Genomic DNA, 16,375 nt, shown 5'->3' with positions numbered 1-16,375 from the left:
CGACGAGGGGGAAGTGCGCTGTGTGACCGGTGCCGACACACCGGGCACGCAGCGCGCTGTCGTGTTGCCGTGCTTCTTCGGCTCGGTCACCGTCCGGCGGCCGCTGTGGTGTGCGCACCCGCGCGGGCGCGGCGGACGGCTCGCTCGAAGGGGACGCGCAGCCCCGGTGGCAGACCGCGGCCGTGGGCGGCGGCGACGGCCAGGGCGGCGGCGACGTCCCGCAGTTTGGTGTTGCCGTGCTGGGAGGTTTCCACCAGGACCTGCCACGCCTGCTCGGCCGGGCACGGCGTGAGCGCCATGACCATGCCCTGGGCCCGGTCGATGACGGCACGGCTGTCGAGGGCCTGACGGAGCTGGGTCACCTCGGTGGTCAGGCGGATGAGTTCGTTCTGCTTCACGTGCGCTGCGTCTCCTGGTGCGGGCGGGTCAGGGGTGGCTGATCAGCAGGGGCGGGCTGCACGCCGCGGCGGGCAGTTCCGGCGAGGTGATGAGGACGCGGTACGGCCCCGAGGGCAGGTCGGGTACGACGACGGAGGTGCCCAGGGCGCGGGGGTCGACGTGCGCGGCGAGGAGCACCGCCGGGGTCCACCCCTGGTCCGTGCGCCGTTCGAGCAGCACGTCGCACGGGTGCCACAGGGCGCCGGTGTACTGCCAACTGATCCGGTGCCGTTCCACGCATGTCCAGCGGGTGCCCTCGGCCGGGCTGCGGACGTGGAGGGACTCGGGGGGAGGCGGGGGCAGGACACGCGGCGGGCAGAACAGGTCGGTGGCGTGCAGGAGTCGGGCCTTGGTGCGGGCCATCCACTTCATGAGCGGTTTCTTCCTTCGTCGGCTTCGCCGTGACCGGTGCGGTGAGCGGCTGCCGTTGGTGTTGCCGGTGGGGGGCGCGGGCAAGCACGCCGACCGGCCTGTCCGTTCCGGGACTTCGGTCCTTTCGGCGCCGGGACTTTCGCCTCTGAGCCCGGGCCGTGGGGGCGGCCGGTGTTTACCGCTCCCGGCTCCGGCAACGCGGAGACATGTTCCGCCTTGACGCGGAACGTGCGGAAATCCATAGGAGGTCGAGAATGGGAATCATCGCGTGGATCATCATCGGGCTGCTCGCCGGTGCGATCGCCAAGGCGCTGATGCCGGGACGGGACCCGGGCGGCATCCTGGTGACCATGCTGATCGGCATCGTGGGCGGTCTGCTGGGCGGCTGGCTGGGCAAGGTGATCTTCGGCGTGGAGTCGATCGACGGCTTCTTCGACCTGTCGACCTGGATCGCCGCGATCGTCGGCTCGGTGATCGTGCTCGCTCTCTACCGGCTCTTCACCGGGCGCGGGCACGGGGGTCGCCGGGTGCACGCCTGACCCGGACGGAGTACCCGGCCGGGGGTGTACTCCCTCGGCGGGGTACATCCCCGGCGGAGCACCTCCCCCGCGGAGTGCGCGCGGTGCGCGCAGCACGAGAGGCACGAAAGGAAAGGCCGTCACCATGAGCGTTCCGGGCACGAGACACGCTCCGGCCGTCGGCGCCGGGGCCGTGACGCCCTCATGACCCGGTCGCACACCGCCGACGTGGCGTCGCTCAAGGCGTTCATCGAGCGCGAGATCGCGACGCTCCGTTCAGAGGTACGCCGCAAGGCGGAGACGGCCGGGGTCGCCGAGCCCTCGGCCGACCGCGTCCCCGGTGCCCTTGGGGAGGGCCGGGAGGCCGGCGGCGGTGGCCGGACGGCCCAGTGCCCGTGCGGCCAGGGCTACGGCGCCCCGCACACGTGCGTGGACGCGGGCGACGGGCACGACCCCTGGAGGTGCCTGTGCGCGACGCTGCCGGCCATTCCGGTGTCGGCGGCGCTGCTGAGCCCGGTGCGGGACGACTCCGGCCGGATCACGGACTTCGTCATCCGCGCCGGGAACCACATCCGCTCGGCCGAATGGCTGGTCTCGCCGGATCAGCAGGTGGGCCAGCGCTTCTTCGGGGAGGCCCGCCCCGGGGCGGCCGCCGGGGGGCTGCTGGCCGCGCTGCGGGAGGTGCTGGCCACGGGCCACGCCCTGAACGGCCTGGTCGTGGACTACACCGAGGAGCGGTACGGCAGGCTCAGGCGCGTACAGCTCGTGCATTACGCCTCGTCGTGCGGCGACCAGGTGCTGACGACGTGGCGCCCGGTGCGCAGCCAGGCGGAGCTCCTCACCATCGACGCGCAGCACCTGGCGTCCATGGGGTGGGGGCGCTGGGACCTGCTGTCCGGGTCGGTGACGTGGTCGGAGGGGTTGCAGCGGATCTTCCGCACGGACCCCGCGCTGCCGTGGTCCCTGCTGGAGCTGTGCGACGCGCTGGTGCCGGCCGACGTGGGACCGTTCGGCGAGTTCATCGCGTCGGTGCTGGCCGGTGAGGAGCCCGCCTGGACCCGCATCCGTTTCCTGGTCCTGGGCGAGATCCGTACGGTCGACCTGCTGGGCCGGCCGGTGGCGGGCACGGACGGCCGTCCGTGGGCGTTGCAGATCGTGGCCCGGGACCTGACTCCCCAGATGCGCAGCCGCCGCAGACTGGTGGAGAAGCAGGTGGAGACGGAGCAGTTGCGGCAGCAGGCCGCGGCGGAGCGGCACGTCGCGTCGGCGCTGCGGGAGGCGCTGCTGCCGACGTACTCGGAGGGGCTGGCGGAACTGGGCCTGACCGTGGCGGCGGCGTACCTGCCCGCCGAGCCGGACGCCGCGGTGGGCGGCGACTGGTACAAGTGCCGGCCGCTGCCGGACGGCCGGGCGCTGATCGCCATCGGGGACGCGAGCGGGCACGGGCTGGAGGCGGTCGCCCGGATGGCGCAGCAGCGTCACGCGATGGCGGGGCTCGCCCAGACGGGGGCGTGCGCCGGTGAGGTGACCACCTGGCTGAACGAGTTGGTGTGCAGCGACCCCACGTCGGCGACGGCGACCATGGCGGTCGGGCACATCAGTGGCGACCGAGTCCTCCGGTGGACGTGTGCGGGGCACCCGGCGCCGCTGCTGCTGCGCGAGGGCCGCGCCTACGCGCTGCCGACCGAGCACCGGGGGCCGCTGCTGGGCGTGCTGCCGGGGCACGAGTACGACACGGCGGAGGTCCGGCTGGAGCCGGGCGATGTGCTGCTGCTGTACACCGACGGGGTGGTCGAGCGGCGTGGCCAGGACATCACCGAGGGCATCAACGCGCTGACGGGGCTGCTGGCGGCGAGCAGCGGTCTGCCGCCCCGGCGGATCGTCGACCGGCTGACCGAGGAGTACGAGCGCGGCATCCACGACGACGACGCCTGTCTGCTCGCGGTGCGGGTCGACTGAACCGGTCGACTCCGGGACGCGGCGAGCTGATTGACGGATGGTCCGGCAGGCGCTACGCCTGTACGGTCCTGCCGCACACCACCCGTCCCAGGAGGCCGCCTTGTCCGCTCCCGCTCGTCGACAGTTACGGAACGTTGGGCAGTTGCGGCGGGTACGGACGGCGGGCGCGGTGGTGGCGTCCGCCGCGCTGCTGCTGCCGCTGGTGTCCGCGGCTCCGTCCGCGACGGCCGGGCGGCCGCCCGCCTCCGGGGCGTTGCAGCGCGATTTCGCGGCGGCCGCCGCCGAGTACGGGGTGCCGCAGAGCGTGCTGCTGGCCGTCTCGTACCTCCAGTCCCGCTGGGACGGGCACGGTGGCGCGCCGAGCGTCACCGGTGGCTACGGGCCCATGCACCTCACGGACGCCCGCACCGCGCTGGCCTCGGCACCGCACCACTCGCACGGCGCGGAGGACGCGCGCGGTGACGCGTCCCGCAGCGCCAAGCACGTGGCGGACGCCGAGCTGCCCGAGCCGTCGGCGCTGCCGCCCCGGCTGCGGACGCTGGACCGGGCGGCCGAGCTGTCCGGGCTCTCCCCCGAGCGGCTGCGCACCAGCACGTCCGCCAACATCCGGGGCGGTGCGGCCCTCCTGGCGGCCGCGCAGCGGGAGCTCGGCCACCCGGCGAGCGGCGACCCGGGCGACTGGTACGGGGCGGTGGCGCGCTACTCGGGCGCCGATGACACGGCGACCGCCACGACGTACGCCGATGACGTGTACGACATCATCCGTTCGGGTGAGCGTCGCACGACGGACAGCGGGCAGGTGGTGTCCCTGGCCGCCGACCCGGGCGTCGTTCCGGAGACCGCGCAGGCCACCGGGCTCGGCCTGCGGACGGCACGGACGAGCGGGACCGAGTGCCCGAGGACGGTGGCGTGCGAGTGGATCCCGGCGCCGTACGAGGAGTTCGGCGAGGGCGACTACGGCAACCATGACAAGGCGGACCGGCCCGCCTCCCAGTCGGTGGACTACATCGTCGTCCACGACACCGAGGCGACCTGGGACGTGACGCTGCAACTGGTACAGGACCCGGAGTATGTGTCCTGGCACTACTCATTGCGGTCGTCCGATGGTCATATCGCCCAGCACGTGCCGCTGAAGGACGTCGGCTGGCACGCGGGCAACTGGTACGTGAACGCCAAGTCGGTGGGCCTGGAACACGAGGGCTTCCTGGTGTCGCCGGACGCCTGGTACACGGAGGCGATGTACCGCACGTCCGCGCGGCTGGTGCGGTACCTGGCGAAGAGGTACGGCGTTCCGCTGGACCGGCAGCACATCCTGGGCCACGACAACGTGCCCGGCCCGACGGCGGCGACGGTCCGGGGCATGCACACGGACCCCGGTCCGTACTGGGACTGGGCGCACTACTTCGAGCTTCTGGGCCGGCCCTTCACGCCGACCGCCGGACCGCACAGCGAGGTCGTGACGATCCGCCCTCGGTACGCCGCCCACCAGCCGCTCTACACGGGCTGCGTGAAGCCCGGTGAGGCCTGTCCGCCGCACGGCAGCGGCGCCGTCCGGCTGCACACGGAGCCCAGCGAGAGCGCTCCCCTCGTCAAGGACATCGGGCTGCGGCCGGGGGGCCAGGACTCGACCACCGGCGTCAACGACACGGGCGCGCGGGCCTCGACGGGCCAGAGCTACGCGGTGGCGGAGCGGCGCGGTGAGTGGACGGCGGTCTGGTACCTGGGCCAGAAGGCCTGGTTCCACAACCCCGGTGCGAGGCCGGTGGCCGTGGGTGCGCGCGGCTGGGTCCTGACGCCGAAGGAGGGCCTCGCGGAGGTGCCGGTCTACGGGCGGGCCTACCCCGAGGCGTCCGCCTACCCTGCCGGCGTGCCGGTCCAGCCGGTGTCACCGCTGCCGTACCGGCTCCTGGCGGGCCAGCGGTATGTGGTGGGCGACCGGGTACCGGGCGAGTACTACTACGCCCCGTCCTTCGACACGTCCGGGCACCGGGTGGTGCGGGGCGAGGAGGCGTACTACGAGATCCAGTTCGGTCACCGGGTCGCCTTCGTGAAGGCGTCGGATGTGACCGTGTCCCGCGTCTGAGGGTCGGGCGGCACGGAGGAAGCGGGGGGTGGCCGGATGTGGCCGCCCCCCGCCGCGCCGGGCATATCAGATTCCCGGCATGGGCAGGACCAGTACGCAGCCTGTGTCACCCGTGCGATTCAAAGGGGGGAACGGTGGCGGACTGCCCGAACGGGGAGATGGACATCTGCTTCCGCACGAAGGGGCTCCATCCCGGGTCTCCCCTGGTGAATCTCCCCCAGCCCCTGGGCGCGGCGCAGCTCGACCCGCGCCGTCATCACCGGACGTACCTCCTGGCGGGTCTCGCCGTGCTGTTCGTGCTCGCCGCCTTCAACGGGGGCATCGCGTGGAGCGCTCTGCTCGCCGGTGTCGTACTGGGCTTCGCCGCCCACCGCAGCCGGGCCGCCGTACGCGCCGGCGACACGAGGGCCGAGCGGGCACGGAAGCAGTACACGGACCACACCAAGTACTGCGGCGGTTGCGACCAGATACTCCTGCGCGGCCGGGCGAAGGACGGCTCGTTCTCGTTCAGCGGTATCCCCCGGCAGGATTTCCGGGCCGAGTTCCTCCGCAGAGGGGCGCGGTTCCCCGGAGCGGAGGAGGCCGCCAGGAAGGGCTCAGGGGGCTCAGGAGACGCCACCTGACACACGAGTCACTCCAGTTGGCGTTCATATGACTAACCCGGTCTGCGGCGTGGGCCCGGTCGACGTCGGGTAGGGGGTGGCGCGGTATGTCCACCTCCCGTGAAAGGCCCCCTACGCATGGCACAGCCCTTCGTTCTGCCGGATTTCTACATGCCGTATCCGGCTCGCCTCAATCCCCATGTGGAGACGGCACGTTCCCACACCAAGGAATGGGCGCGCCGCATGGGGATGCTGGAGGGGTCGGGGATCTGGGAGGAGCACGATCTCGACTCCCACGACTACGCCCTGCTGTGCGCGTACACGCATCCCGACTGCGACGCCGACGCGCTGTCCCTGGTCACCGACTGGTACGTCTGGGTGTTCTTCTTCGACGACCACTTCCTGGAGGTGTTCAAGCGCACCCAGGACCTGGCGGGCGGCACGGCGTACCTGGACCGGATGCCGGCCTTCATGCCGCTGGACCTCTCCGGGCCGATGCCCGAGCCGACGAACCCGGTGGAGGCCGGGCTCGCCGACCTGTGGACGCGGACCGTGCCGAGCATGTCGTCCGCCTGGCGCTCCCGGTTCGCCCAGGCGACCGAGCACCTGCTCAACGAGTCCCTGTGGGAGCTGGCGAACATCAACGAGGGGCGGATCGCCAACCCCGTCGAGTACATTGAAATGCGCCGCAAGGTCGGTGGCGCGCCCTGGTCCGCCGGCCTGGTGGAGTACGCGGCGGGCGCCGAGGTGCCGGAGGCGGTGGCGGACGCCCGGCCGCTGCGGGTGCTGCGGGACGCGTTCGCCGACGCCGTCCACCTGCGCAACGACCTCTTCTCGTACCAGCGCGAGGTCGAGGACGAGGGCGAGAACAGCAACGGCGTCCTGGTGCTGGAGAAGTTCCTGGACTGCACCACCCAGGAGGCCGCCGAGGCCGTCAACGACCTGCTGACCTCGCGGCTCCAGCAGTTCGAGAACACCGCGCTGACCGAGGTCCCCGAACTGTGCGTGGAGAAGGGCCTGAGCCCGGAGGAGTGCGCCGCGGTCGCCGCGTACGCCAAGGGCCTCCAGGACTGGCAGTCCGGCGGCCACGAGTGGCACATGCGCTCCAGCCGTTACATGAACGAGGGCGCGAGGAGCGGGCCTTCGCTCTTCAGCGGGGTGCTGGGCACCTCGGCACTCGACATCACGACGCTCTTCGGCAGGCCGGCGGAGGCGCGGCGGCGTTCCCTCACGCATGTGCCGCACCAGCATGTCGGCCCTTCGCTGCTTCCGGAGTTCGACCTGCCCTACCCCCTGTCCCTCAGTCCGCACCACGAGGACGCCCGCGCCAAGTCCCTGGAGTGGGCCGGCCGGATGGGTCTGCTGGACGACATCTGGGACGAGCCGATGCTGGCCGGTTTCGACTTCGCGCTCTGCTCGGCCGGTCTGGACCCGGACGCCACCGTCGAGGAGCTGGAGCTGAGCGCCCAGTGGCTGACCTGGGGGACGTACGGCGACGACTACTACCCGATCGTCTTCGGGCGGCCGCGTGACCTCGCCGGGGCGAAGCTGTCCACGGAACGGCTGAAGGACTGCATGCCCGTCGACGACCCGGAGGCCGGTGCGGCGGTGGCGGGGAGCCCCATGGAGCGGGCGCTCGCCGACCTGTGGGGGCGCACCGCGGGGCCCATGGGACCGGACGCCCGCGCCTCGCTGCGCCGGGCGATGGACGACATGCTGGACAGTTGGCTGTGGGAGCTGCACAACCAGGCCCAGCACCGGGTGCCCGATCCGGTCGACTACATCGAGATGCGGCGCCTCACCTTCGGCTCGGACCTCACCATGAGCCTGTCGCGGCTGCGGCACCAGCACGCCCTGCCGCCGGACCTGCTGCGGAGCGGGACGATCCGGAGCCTGGAGAACTCCGTGTCGGACTACGCGACCATGGTCAACGACCTCTTCTCGTACCAGAAGGAGATCGAGGTCGAGGGCGAGGTGCACAACGGGGTCCTGGTGGTGCAGACCTTCTTCGACTGCGACTACCCGACGGGCGTGAAGATCATCGACGACCTGATGCGGGGCCGGCTGCGCCAGTTCGAGCATGTGAAGAAGCATGAGCTGCCGGTGCTGAGCGACCGGTTCGAACTGGACCAGGCGGGCCGGGCCGCCCTCGACGCGTACGTGCGGGAGCTGGAGGACTGGCTCGCCGGCATCCTCCACTGGCACCGGAACGTACGCCGCTACCGGGACGAGGACGTCCGCTCGGGCGCGGGTACGGCCCGGCTGCTGACCGGAGCCCCGGCGGGTCTGGTGTCGCAGGGCGTGGGCGCGGCGGCGGGCGCCGAAGCGCCGGGCGAGGTGGCCGGTGTGGCGGCGCCGGGTGTGGGCGCGCCGGATAGGGGCCTGCCCGGCGGGCCGACGGGGCTGGGAACCTCGGCGGCCCGGCTGGCGGCGCTGTTCACGCCGTAGCGGTCACACCGTGGTGGTCGTCAGGACGGGCGGATGCCGCGCAACTGGTCCAGTTCGCGGCGTTCCCGCTTGGTGGGGCGGCCGGCGCCACGGTCGCGGACGCCCGCCAGGGCGACGTGTTCGCGGGGCGGCGGGGGCGGGCTGTTGTCGACGTACGCCTCGGCGGCCACGGGCGCGCCGACGCGCTTGGTGAGCACCTGCTTCACCTCGACGATGCGCTCGCGGCCGGCGTGGAACAGCCGCACCTCGTCGCCGGGCTTCACGGTCTGGGCGGGCTTGGCGCGCTCGCCATTGACGCGTACGTGCCCGGCCCGGCAGGCCGTCGCCGCCTGCGAGCGCGTCTTGGTGAGCCGTACCGCCCAGATCCAGCTATCGACCCGGGCGGTACCGGTCGTCTTCCCCTCGTTCGCTGCCATGCCGCCGACTCTAATCCGCGTCGGAGGATCGGGTCAGCCCTGCTGGAAGAGCTCCGCGGGCAGCGGCTTGAGCAGCGCGTACAGGTCGTCGGTGATGGGGCGGTCCCAGCTCGCGATGGTCACCAGCACGTTGTCACTGCGGTCGAACTGCACGCAGGAGATCCGGCTCTCGGAGAGCTTCAGACGGCGCACGATCAGCAGGTTGTCGCCCTGCATCACGGGTACGTCCTCGGTTTCGACGACCTCGACCGGCTCGTCGTTCTCCAGCGCCGCCAGGAGCTGGGCGACCTCGAAGGGGATCTGTCCCTCCGCGAGCTCACGGGCCGGGGAGCCCTCGGGGAGGTTGCCGATGATCATCGCGGGGCCGCGGCCGCCGAACAGGTCGTACCGCAGGAACACGCCCTGGCAGGTGCCGTCGGGGGCGGGGAGGAGACCGGCGCCGAGATTGCCGGGCCAGTCGCCCGGGTCCATGGCCAGGACGTCGAAGTCCGGGCCCGCGGGTGTGGCGGCGCTGCGGCGGCGGAGGAAGGACATGTCGCCATGGTACGTGCCCGGACCCCCCGGGCGGCGCCCGGCCCCGCGCTCCCCGCCCGCCGGCACGGCCCCGGCACAAGGGCCACGGGAGCCGCTGTGATTCACCGTTTCGGGCGACCGGCCGGTCAGGCCGAGCGCTCCGCCAGGCGGCGCAGGGCGGTGAGGGCCTCGCCCGCCCGGGCGTACTCGACGAAGAGGTGGTCGTGGTGGTAGCCCGCCACGACATTGCAGCTCAGCCCGGCGTCGGCGAGCTCCCGGGAGACGGCGGCGGTCAGCCCGACGGCGTCGAGCGCGGAGTGGACCCGCAGGGTGATCCAGCCGGCCACGTAGTGGTACGGGAGCGAGGCGGCGTCCGCCTCGTCCTGCGGTACGACCAGGGTGAGGCCCTCCGATTCGGCGACCGTGACGACCGGGTGCAGCCCGGGCGGTACGGCGGGGCCGTCGACGGTGACGAAGACGAAGTGCCCCGGGTTGAGCTCGGGTCGCATGCCGGCGAGCAGCCGCTTCAGGTCGCGTTCTCCACTCATGCTCCTCACCCTAGGCCGGACAGCCGGCGCCGGGCGTGGTGGCGGCTCAGGGGGTGGTGGTGGGGTCAGGTGTGGTGGCGCGGTCAGGCGTGGTGGCGTTGGTGGTGGCGGGCGACGCGGGCGCGGTTCCCGCACGCGGGCTTGCACCACTCCTGGCGGGGATGCTCCTTGAGGAAGTACCGCACACAGCGTGGCGCGTGGCAGGCCCGCAGCCGGGACCGGTCCGGTCCGGCGAGGAAGGCGATGGCGTCCTGGGCGAGGGCGGCGCACAGCGCCTCGCGGACGGAGGCGGACGCCGGGCCCACGGGGCGCCACCCGGCCACCGGGTCGGCCCCGTCGGGCCAGGCCAGGTGGGGTACGGCGGGGGCGGCTGCCGCGGCCGCGTTGAGGCGCCGGAGCGCGGTGTCCACCGGCAGCAGGCGCCGGGCGTCGGCGGGGCTGGGGTCGCCGGGCACGGCGCGGGCGAACAGGGCGCGGACGGCGGCGCGCAGGTCGCGGACGGCCGCGAGGGTGTCCCCGTCCGCGGCGGAGCGGGCGGCGCCGGGTACGGCGTCGAGGGCGTCCGCGTGCTCGCGGATCCAGGCGGCGAGGCCGTCGGGGTGCTGGAGGTCGTCGGCGACGCCGCCACGGCCGTCATGACGGATGGTGAGGGCGAGATCCAGCGCGAGCGGGTGTGCGGCCATACGGCTCACGGTAGCGCGGCCGGCAGCCATTACCGTTCGCCGCAAGAGTCTTGCGCGGCAGAAGTCTTGCCCCGCATGAATCTTGTTCCACATAAGTCTTGCGCCGCATGACACTGCGTGACTACCATGTGTCGCATGACAAAGGAGCTGCCGGCGACCGGTGACCAGCGGCGCAGTCAGCTTCTGCGCGGAGTGCTCGACCTGTGCCTGCTGTCGCTGATCGGCGAAAGGCCCCGCTACGGCTACGAGTTCGTGGAGGCTCTGACGGAAAGCGGGCTGGAGCTCGTCAGCGAGGGCAGCATCTATCCGCTGCTCGCGCGGATGGAGCGGGGCGGGCTCGTGGAGTCGTACCGTGCCCCGTCGTCGAGCGGCGGGGCACCGCGCAAGTACTACCGGCTGACGGCGGCCGGAGAAGCGGAACTGACCCGTGGCCGGGCCGTCTGGCGGGAGTTCACCGCCCAGGCCGGCCGGGTCCTGGCGGACAGGAAGAAGACGGGGGAATCCACACCATGACCAACGAACGGGTACTGGCGGTCTGCCGTGCCAACTGGGCGTACCGGGGCATCGACGACGCCTCCGTACGGGAGATGCTCGCCGAGCTGTCCGCCCACCTGGAGGACGCGGCGGCGGCCGGGCGGGGGCCGGGGGACGTGGTCGGCGACGACGTCAAGGCGTTCGCCGCGTCCTGGGCGCGTGCCCGGCAGCCACTGCACCGGAGGGCGGCACGGCTCGCGGCCATAGTGCCGTCCGTGGTGGGCGTACTGATGCTCCTGTCCCACCTGCTGTGGCGGACCACCACGCTCCCCGTCACCGCGGGCCGGCTCGCCCTGCTGGTGGCCGTCGCGGCGGTCACGGTGTCCGTGGAGCTGCGGCGGGGTTCGCTGGGGATGGCCAAGAGCTGGCTGGTAGCGGCCGTCGTCGGCCTGCCGGCCGCCTTGGTGGCAGACCAACTGGCCGGCGACGAGCCGCTGTTCCCCATGCCGCTGTGGGTCACGGTCCTGCTGATACTGCCGGGGCTTGCGCTCGCTGTCACCGACGCGCGTGCCCGGAAGCGGGCGGACCAGGGTGACCCGGAGACCACCGTCAGGTGAGGTCGAACTCCCCCTCCCTGGCGTTGAGCACGAAGGCGCGCCACTCGGCGGGGGTGAAGATCAGTGACGGGCTCTCCGGACGGCCGCCGTTGCGCATCGCGATGAATCCCTCGACGAAGGCGATCTGGACGTCGCCCGCCCCCTGACTGCCCGATTGCCAGTTCGCGTTGCTGAGGTCGAGGTCCGGCTTCTCCCATCCTGCGAGCTGCTGCTGGGTGGTGATGGTCTCCGCCACGTGCCTGCTCCTCCCGGTTCGTCGTCCGGGCTCAGACTAGCCATCGGGTCCGGTCACGGACAGGGCGCGGCGCGCGGCCGGTCAGGTAACCGGTGAGCCGGTCATGTGCCGGTGATGCGGCACTCAGGTGGCGGGTGGTTCGGCACCGACCAGCCACATGGAGAAGAACTGGGCCCCGCCGCCGTACGCGTGCCCCAGCGCACGGCGGGCTCCGGGCACCTGGTGCTCCCCTGCCTGCCCGCGCACCTGGAGCGCCGCCTCGGCGAAGCGGATCATGCCGGAGGCGCCGATGGGGTTGGTGGACAGGACGCCGCCCGAGGGGTTCACGGGCAGGTCGCCGTCGAGTTCGGTGACGCCCGACTCGGTGAGCTTCCAGCCCTCGCCCTCGGCGGCGAAGCCCAGGTTCTCCAGCCACATCGGCTCGTACCAGGAGAACGGCACGTACATCTCCACGGCGTCGATCTCCCGGCGCGGGTCGGCGATCCCGGCCTGCCGGTAGACGTCGGCCGCGCAGTCCTTGCCGGCCTGCGGAGAGACGAAGTCCTTGCCGGCGAACATGGTCGGCTCACTGCGCATGGCACCGCCGTGCACCCAGGCCGGGGGCCTCGGCGAACGGGCCGCGCCGGCCCGGTCGGTGAGGACGAGGGCGCAGGCGCCGTCGGAGGACGGGCAGGTCTCCGAGTACCGGATGGGGTCCCAGAGCATCGGGGACGCCTGGACCTTCTCCAGGGTGATGTCGTGCTCGTGGAGATGCGCGTACGGGTTCTTCAGCGCGTTGCGCCGGTCCTTGTACGCGACGAGGGAGCCGACCGTGTCCGGTGCGCCGGTGCGGCGCATGTACGCGCGCACGTGCGGGGCGAAGAAACCGCCCGCGCCGGCGAGCAGCGGCTGCTGGAACGGGATGGGCAGCGACAGGCCCCACATGGCGTTGGACTCGGACTGCTTTTCGAAAGCGAGGGTGAGGACGGTGGAGTGGACCCGGGCGGCGACGAGGTTCGCGGCGACGAGGGCGGTGGAGCCGCCGACCGAGCCGGCGGTGTGGACGCGCAGCATCGGCTTGCCGACCGCGCCCAGGGCGTCGGCCAGATACAGCTCCGGCATCATCACGCCCTCGAAGAAGTCGGGGGCCTTGCCGATGACGACGGCGTCGATGTCCGCCCAGGTGAGTTCGGCGTCGAGCAGGGCGCGCTGGGCGGCCTCCCTGACGAGTCCGGCGAGGGAGACGTCACGGCGGGCGGCGACGTGCTTGGTCTGGCCGACCCCGACGACGGCCACGGGTTCCTTATGCGGCACGGGGCTCTCCTTCCAGGACGGCGACCAGGTTCTGCTGGAGGCAGGGGCCGGACGTGGCGTGGGCGAGGGCGCGGTCGGAGGCGCACCGGTGGATATGGGCGGCGGCTTCGCCGAGCCGGATGAGGCCCGCCGCCATGACCGGGTTGGCGGCCAGGGCGCCGCCGGAGGGGTTGACCCGGACACTGTCGTCGAGGCTCAGCGCCTTGCGCAGTACGACCTCCTGGGAGGTGAACGGGGCGTGCAGCTCGGCGGTGTCGACGGGCCGGTCGAAGGCGCCGGCGCGCTGTGCGGCGAGGCGGGTGGAGGGCGACTCGGTGAGGTCGCGCACGCCGAGGCCGTGCGGTTCGATGCGGTGGTCGATGCCACGGATCCAGGCGGGCCGGTCGCACAGCTCGCGCGCCCGGTCCCCGGCGGCGAGGACGACGGCGGCCGCGCCGTCGCCGATGGGCGGGCAGTCGCCGGTGCGCAGCGGGCGGACCAGGTAGTCGCCGTGCGGGCATGGGCCACGGAGCTGGGCGTGCGGGTTGGTGTCGGCGGCCGAGGCCCGGCTGCGGGCGGCGATGGCGGCGAGCCGCGGCTCGTCGGTGTCACCGGCGTCGATCAGCGCCTGCGCCTGGAGGGCGGCGAGGGAGACGGAGTCGGGCCAGAGGGGGGCGAGGTAGTAGGGGTCGAGCTGGCGGGTGAGCACGTCCCGGAGCGGGCCGGGCGACGACTTGCCGTAGGAGTAGACGAGGGCGGTGTCGGCCTCACCGGTCAGCAGCTTCACCCACGCCTCGTACAGCGCCCAGGCGCCGTCCATCTCCACGTGCGACTCGGAGATGGGCGGCCAGGCGCCGACGCCGTCAAGGGCCATGGTGAAGGAGAAGGCCCGGCCCGCGAGATAGTCGGAGGAGCCCGAGCAGGTGAAGCCGATGTCCCCGGTCTTCAGGCCGGTGCGGTCCAGGACCTCGTGGAGCACCGGCATGAGCATCTCGACCTCGGAGAGGTCGTCCGTGCGCCGCCGGTGGTCGGTCTGGGCGAAGGCGACGATCGCGACCTCGCGCATCACAGCAACTCCTTGTAGGTGTCGTAGTCGGCGTCGGGCTCGCCGGTCGGCCGGTAGTGGTCGGGGTAGCGGCTGTCGTCGGTCCAGACCGGTTCCACCCGCAGCCCCATGCGCACCTGGTCGTAGGGGATGCCGCCGATACGTCCGTGGAGGGCGAGGTCGGCGCCGTCGAGGGCGATGTGGGCGTAGACGTAGGGGACTTCGATGTCGAGGTTCTTCGCCTTGATGTTGACGATGCAGTACGTGGTGACCGTGCCGCGCGGGCCGACCTCGACCTGCTCGGTGGTGGCGACACCGCACGTCGGGCAGGCGCCGCGGGGCGGGACGTACACCTTGCGGCAGGACGGGCAGCGTTCGCCGACGGTCCGGCGGCCGGCCAGGGCGTTGAGGTAGGCGCTCTGGGCGCGGCCGGGCGAATAGGTGTAGTCGAGCCGGGCGGGCGCGACGATGCCGGTGACGGGGTCGGTGAACTGCCCCGTGTGGAGGCGGGGCTGGGGGCGTGGTCCGGGTTCGCTCCTGTCGTCGTGCGGTTCGAAGCAGGCGATGTCGGTGATGGCGCCGGTGCGGTGCTCCGCCCACCGGACCCGGACGCGCATTCCGGTGCGTACGGTGTCCGGGCCGCCGGGTGCGTCGAGGGCGTGCAGGAGCGCGGTGTCGGCGCCGTCGAGCCGGACCAGCGCCCAGGCGAAGGGGCGGTCCAGGGGCTGGTCGCGGCGGGGCGCCGGGTTCCAGGCCCAGGTGGTGACGGTGCCGGTGGGGGCGACTTCGACGAGGTCGCGTATCTCCTCGGCGGTGACCGGGTCGTACTCGACGGGCGGGACGAGGACCCTGCCGTCGGTGGCGCGGACGCCGAGGACGGTGCGTTCACGCAGGCCGGTGAGGAAGGCGGACTGGACGGGGCCGAGGGAGCGGGTGAACGGAAACTCCACGACCAGGGGCGCGCGGAGGGTCTGCGGCGCGGGGGCGGCTGTCATGGGCGGTGCTCCGATCTCCGCGTCGCGCGGGCGCGGATCGCTGGGGCGGTACGGATCGCTGGGGCGGTACGGATCGCTGGGGCGGGGCCGCTCCCGCCGGTGGGTGGGGCGGCTCCTGCCGGTGGGGCGGGGCGGGTTCGGCCAGGGTGGGGGGGCGGGGCCCCTCCGGGCTCGGCTGTCCCCCAGAGGGGGCACCCCCACGGGGCCGGCGGCCATGGGTTGTCTTTTCGGGAGCCCGCCCGTTGCCGCCAGCCCCTCCGGGGGCGACCCTGCACGGCCCCGCCCCGCCCCGGCCGTCTGCCGGCTGCGGGCCGGGGCGTCAGGCGCGGCGGTAGACGGGGGCGCGTTTCTCGGCGAAGGCGCGGGCGCCCTCCTTGGCGTCGGCAGTGTCGAAGACGGGCCAGCCGCGCTTGAGTTCGGCGGCCAGGGCCTCGGTTTCGGGGAGGTCCGCCGCCTCGTACACGGAGGCCTTGACGGCCTCGACGGCGAGCGGGCCGCACGCGTTGACCTGCTCGGCGATGGCCAGGGCCTTGTCGAGGGCGGTGCCGTCGGGGACGACGTGGCCGACCAGGCCGATCCGCTCCGCTTCCGCCGCCGTGTAGGGGCGGCCGGTGAGCAGCATCTCCAGGGCGTGGGTGCGCGGGATCTGGCGCGGCAGGCGGACGGTGGAGCCGCCGATGGGGAACAGGCCGCGCCTCACCTCGAAGAGCCCGAAGGTGGCCGATTCTGCGGCCACACGGATGTCGGTGCCCTGGAGGATCTCGGTACCGCCGGCCACGCAGTGGCCCTCGACGGCGGCGATCACCGGCTTGCGGGGGCGGTGGTGGCGCAGCATCGCCTTCCAGTGCAGGTCGGGGTCGGCGTTCAGGCGCTCGCGGTGCTCCTGGCCGGCCATGCCGTCCCCGGCCAGGGCCTTGAGGTCCATGCCCGCGCAGAAGGCGCCGCCGGCTCCGGTGAGCACGATGGAGCGGATGGCGTCGTCCTCGTCGGCCTCGATCCAACTGTCGTACAGCCCGACCAGCATGGGCAGGGACAGGGCGTTCTTCGCCTCGGGCCTGTTCAGGGTGAGTATCAGTGTGGCGCCTTCGCGCCGCACGGTGAGGTGTTCCGTACCGCTCATGGCCGTCCTCCCGGTTCCGGATCCAGAACAGGTTGCA

At 72.8% G+C, this 16,375-nt stretch carries 18 protein-coding genes; 7 read left to right on the top strand and 11 right to left on the bottom strand.

Features of this window, described 5'->3' with window-relative positions; translation table 11 throughout:
* Positions 1-86: 86 nt before the first annotated feature.
* Positions 87-398 (bottom strand): ANTAR domain-containing protein, encoded by a 312-nt coding sequence (locus tag AB0J57_RS07760; RefSeq protein ID WP_366127104.1) that lies wholly within the window; start codon positions 396-398, stop codon positions 87-89.
* Between the two features lie 28 nt (positions 399-426).
* Positions 427-810: a hypothetical protein gene (locus tag AB0J57_RS07755; RefSeq protein WP_366127103.1), complete on the bottom strand. Its 384-nt coding sequence runs from the start codon at positions 808-810 to the stop codon at positions 427-429.
* A gap of 254 nt (positions 811-1,064) precedes the next feature.
* Between AB0J57_RS07755 and AB0J57_RS07750 the strand changes: the two genes are divergently transcribed.
* From AB0J57_RS07750 to AB0J57_RS07730, 5 genes are all read left to right on the top strand, one after another.
* A complete protein-coding gene (locus AB0J57_RS07750; RefSeq protein ID WP_366127102.1) occupies positions 1,065-1,349 on the top strand; it encodes a GlsB/YeaQ/YmgE family stress response membrane protein in 285 nt (94 codons plus the stop codon).
* A 183-nt stretch (positions 1,350-1,532) separates the two neighbouring features.
* Positions 1,533-3,287, top strand: coding sequence for a PP2C family protein-serine/threonine phosphatase (locus tag AB0J57_RS07745; protein WP_366127101.1), 1,755 nt, complete (start codon positions 1,533-1,535; stop codon positions 3,285-3,287).
* Between the two features lie 142 nt (positions 3,288-3,429).
* Complete coding sequence (locus AB0J57_RS07740; RefSeq protein WP_366127100.1) at positions 3,430-5,370, top strand: peptidoglycan recognition family protein; 1,941 nt, start codon at positions 3,430-3,432, stop codon at positions 5,368-5,370.
* 134 nt (positions 5,371-5,504) lie between these two features.
* Positions 5,505-5,993: a hypothetical protein gene (locus AB0J57_RS07735; RefSeq protein ID WP_366127099.1), complete on the top strand. Its 489-nt coding sequence runs from the start codon at positions 5,505-5,507 to the stop codon at positions 5,991-5,993.
* Between the two features lie 117 nt (positions 5,994-6,110).
* Positions 6,111-8,420: a terpene synthase family protein gene (locus AB0J57_RS07730; protein ID WP_366127098.1), complete on the top strand. Its 2,310-nt coding sequence runs from the start codon at positions 6,111-6,113 to the stop codon at positions 8,418-8,420.
* Positions 8,421-8,440: 20 nt separating this feature from the next.
* On the opposite strand, the gene AB0J57_RS07725 is transcribed toward AB0J57_RS07730, so the two are convergent.
* The 4 genes from AB0J57_RS07725 to AB0J57_RS07710 all read right to left on the bottom strand — a co-directional run bounded on the left by AB0J57_RS07725 (position 8,441) and on the right by AB0J57_RS07710 (position 10,580).
* Complete coding sequence (locus tag AB0J57_RS07725; protein WP_366127097.1) at positions 8,441-8,836, bottom strand: RNA-binding S4 domain-containing protein; 396 nt, start codon at positions 8,834-8,836, stop codon at positions 8,441-8,443.
* 33 nt (positions 8,837-8,869) lie between these two features.
* A complete protein-coding gene (locus tag AB0J57_RS07720; protein WP_064070633.1) occupies positions 8,870-9,370 on the bottom strand; it encodes a hypothetical protein in 501 nt (166 codons plus the stop codon).
* Between the two features lie 125 nt (positions 9,371-9,495).
* Positions 9,496-9,897, bottom strand: a complete 402-nt coding sequence (locus AB0J57_RS07715) for an ACT domain-containing protein (RefSeq protein ID WP_366127096.1) — start codon at positions 9,895-9,897, stop codon at positions 9,496-9,498.
* 83 nt (positions 9,898-9,980) lie between these two features.
* The gene (locus tag AB0J57_RS07710; protein ID WP_366127095.1) at positions 9,981-10,580 is read right to left on the bottom strand and encodes an ABATE domain-containing protein; all 600 of its coding nucleotides are present in this window, start codon (positions 10,578-10,580) and stop codon (positions 9,981-9,983) included.
* Between the two features lie 135 nt (positions 10,581-10,715).
* On the opposite strand from AB0J57_RS07710, the gene AB0J57_RS07705 reads away from it, so the two are divergent.
* Together AB0J57_RS07705 and AB0J57_RS07700 are read left to right on the top strand one after the other, a co-directional pair.
* The gene (locus tag AB0J57_RS07705) at positions 10,716-11,093 is read left to right on the top strand and encodes a PadR family transcriptional regulator (RefSeq protein WP_366127094.1); all 378 of its coding nucleotides are present in this window, start codon (positions 10,716-10,718) and stop codon (positions 11,091-11,093) included.
* Entirely contained in the window at positions 11,090-11,671 is a 582-nt protein-coding gene (locus AB0J57_RS07700; protein ID WP_366127093.1) for a hypothetical protein, read from the top strand. Before AB0J57_RS07705 ends, AB0J57_RS07700 begins: the two co-directional genes overlap by 4 nt.
* On the opposite strand, the gene AB0J57_RS07695 is transcribed toward AB0J57_RS07700, so the two are convergent.
* The 5 genes from AB0J57_RS07695 to AB0J57_RS07675 all read right to left on the bottom strand — a co-directional run bounded on the left by AB0J57_RS07695 (position 11,664) and on the right by AB0J57_RS07675 (position 16,338).
* Positions 11,664-11,906, bottom strand: a complete 243-nt coding sequence (locus AB0J57_RS07695) for a DUF397 domain-containing protein (RefSeq protein ID WP_366127092.1) — start codon at positions 11,904-11,906, stop codon at positions 11,664-11,666. The genes AB0J57_RS07700 and AB0J57_RS07695 overlap by 8 nt on opposite strands.
* 123 nt (positions 11,907-12,029) lie before the next feature.
* Positions 12,030-13,199, bottom strand: coding sequence for a thiolase domain-containing protein (locus AB0J57_RS07690; protein ID WP_366127091.1), 1,170 nt, complete (start codon positions 13,197-13,199; stop codon positions 12,030-12,032).
* Entirely contained in the window at positions 13,189-14,244 is a 1,056-nt protein-coding gene (locus AB0J57_RS07685) for a thiolase domain-containing protein (protein ID WP_366127090.1), read from the bottom strand. Before AB0J57_RS07685 ends, AB0J57_RS07690 begins: the two co-directional genes overlap by 11 nt.
* Positions 14,244-15,218, bottom strand: coding sequence for an OB-fold domain-containing protein (locus AB0J57_RS07680; protein WP_366127089.1), 975 nt, complete (start codon positions 15,216-15,218; stop codon positions 14,244-14,246). The genes AB0J57_RS07685 and AB0J57_RS07680 overlap by 1 nt, the downstream gene beginning before the upstream one ends.
* Before the next feature lie 319 nt (positions 15,219-15,537).
* Positions 15,538-16,338 carry a crotonase/enoyl-CoA hydratase family protein gene (locus AB0J57_RS07675; protein ID WP_366127088.1) on the bottom strand — a complete coding sequence of 267 codons (801 nt, stop codon included), beginning with the start codon at positions 16,336-16,338 and terminating at the stop codon, positions 15,538-15,540.
* Positions 16,339-16,375 lie beyond the last annotated feature (37 nt).

The sequence above is a fragment of the Streptomyces sp. NPDC049837 genome (assembly GCF_040674455.1).
Classification (GTDB): Bacteria; Actinomycetota; Actinomycetes; order Streptomycetales; family Streptomycetaceae; genus Streptomyces.
Note: the sequence above shows the minus strand (reverse complement) of the source record. Positions and strands in the feature narration are given on the sequence as shown.

What these genes read in the sequence shown, in the direction of transcription:
- AB0J57_RS07755 (WP_366127103.1), bottom strand. Translation starts at nt 810, where the DNA reads ATGAAGTGGATGGCCCGCACCAAGGCCCGACTCCTGCACGCCACCGAC.
- AB0J57_RS07750 (WP_366127102.1), top strand. Translation starts at nt 1,065, where the DNA reads ATGGGAATCATCGCGTGGATCATCATCGGGCTGCTCGCCGGTGCGATC.
- AB0J57_RS07745 (WP_366127101.1), top strand. Translation starts at nt 1,533, where the DNA reads ATGACCCGGTCGCACACCGCCGACGTGGCGTCGCTCAAGGCGTTCATC.
- AB0J57_RS07730 (WP_366127098.1), top strand. Translation starts at nt 6,111, where the DNA reads ATGGCACAGCCCTTCGTTCTGCCGGATTTCTACATGCCGTATCCGGCT.
- AB0J57_RS07725 (WP_366127097.1), bottom strand. Translation starts at nt 8,836, where the DNA reads ATGGCAGCGAACGAGGGGAAGACGACCGGTACCGCCCGGGTCGATAGC.
- AB0J57_RS07720 (WP_064070633.1), bottom strand. Translation starts at nt 9,370, where the DNA reads ATGTCCTTCCTCCGCCGCCGCAGCGCCGCCACACCCGCGGGCCCGGAC.
- AB0J57_RS07715 (WP_366127096.1), bottom strand. Translation starts at nt 9,897, where the DNA reads ATGAGTGGAGAACGCGACCTGAAGCGGCTGCTCGCCGGCATGCGACCC.
- AB0J57_RS07710 (WP_366127095.1), bottom strand. Translation starts at nt 10,580, where the DNA reads ATGGCCGCACACCCGCTCGCGCTGGATCTCGCCCTCACCATCCGTCAT.
- AB0J57_RS07705 (WP_366127094.1), top strand. Translation starts at nt 10,716, where the DNA reads ATGACAAAGGAGCTGCCGGCGACCGGTGACCAGCGGCGCAGTCAGCTT.
- AB0J57_RS07700 (WP_366127093.1), top strand. Translation starts at nt 11,090, where the DNA reads ATGACCAACGAACGGGTACTGGCGGTCTGCCGTGCCAACTGGGCGTAC.
- AB0J57_RS07685 (WP_366127090.1), bottom strand. Translation starts at nt 14,244, where the DNA reads ATGCGCGAGGTCGCGATCGTCGCCTTCGCCCAGACCGACCACCGGCGG.
- AB0J57_RS07680 (WP_366127089.1), bottom strand. Translation starts at nt 15,218, where the DNA reads ATGACAGCCGCCCCCGCGCCGCAGACCCTCCGCGCGCCCCTGGTCGTG.
- AB0J57_RS07675 (WP_366127088.1), bottom strand. Translation starts at nt 16,338, where the DNA reads ATGAGCGGTACGGAACACCTCACCGTGCGGCGCGAAGGCGCCACACTG.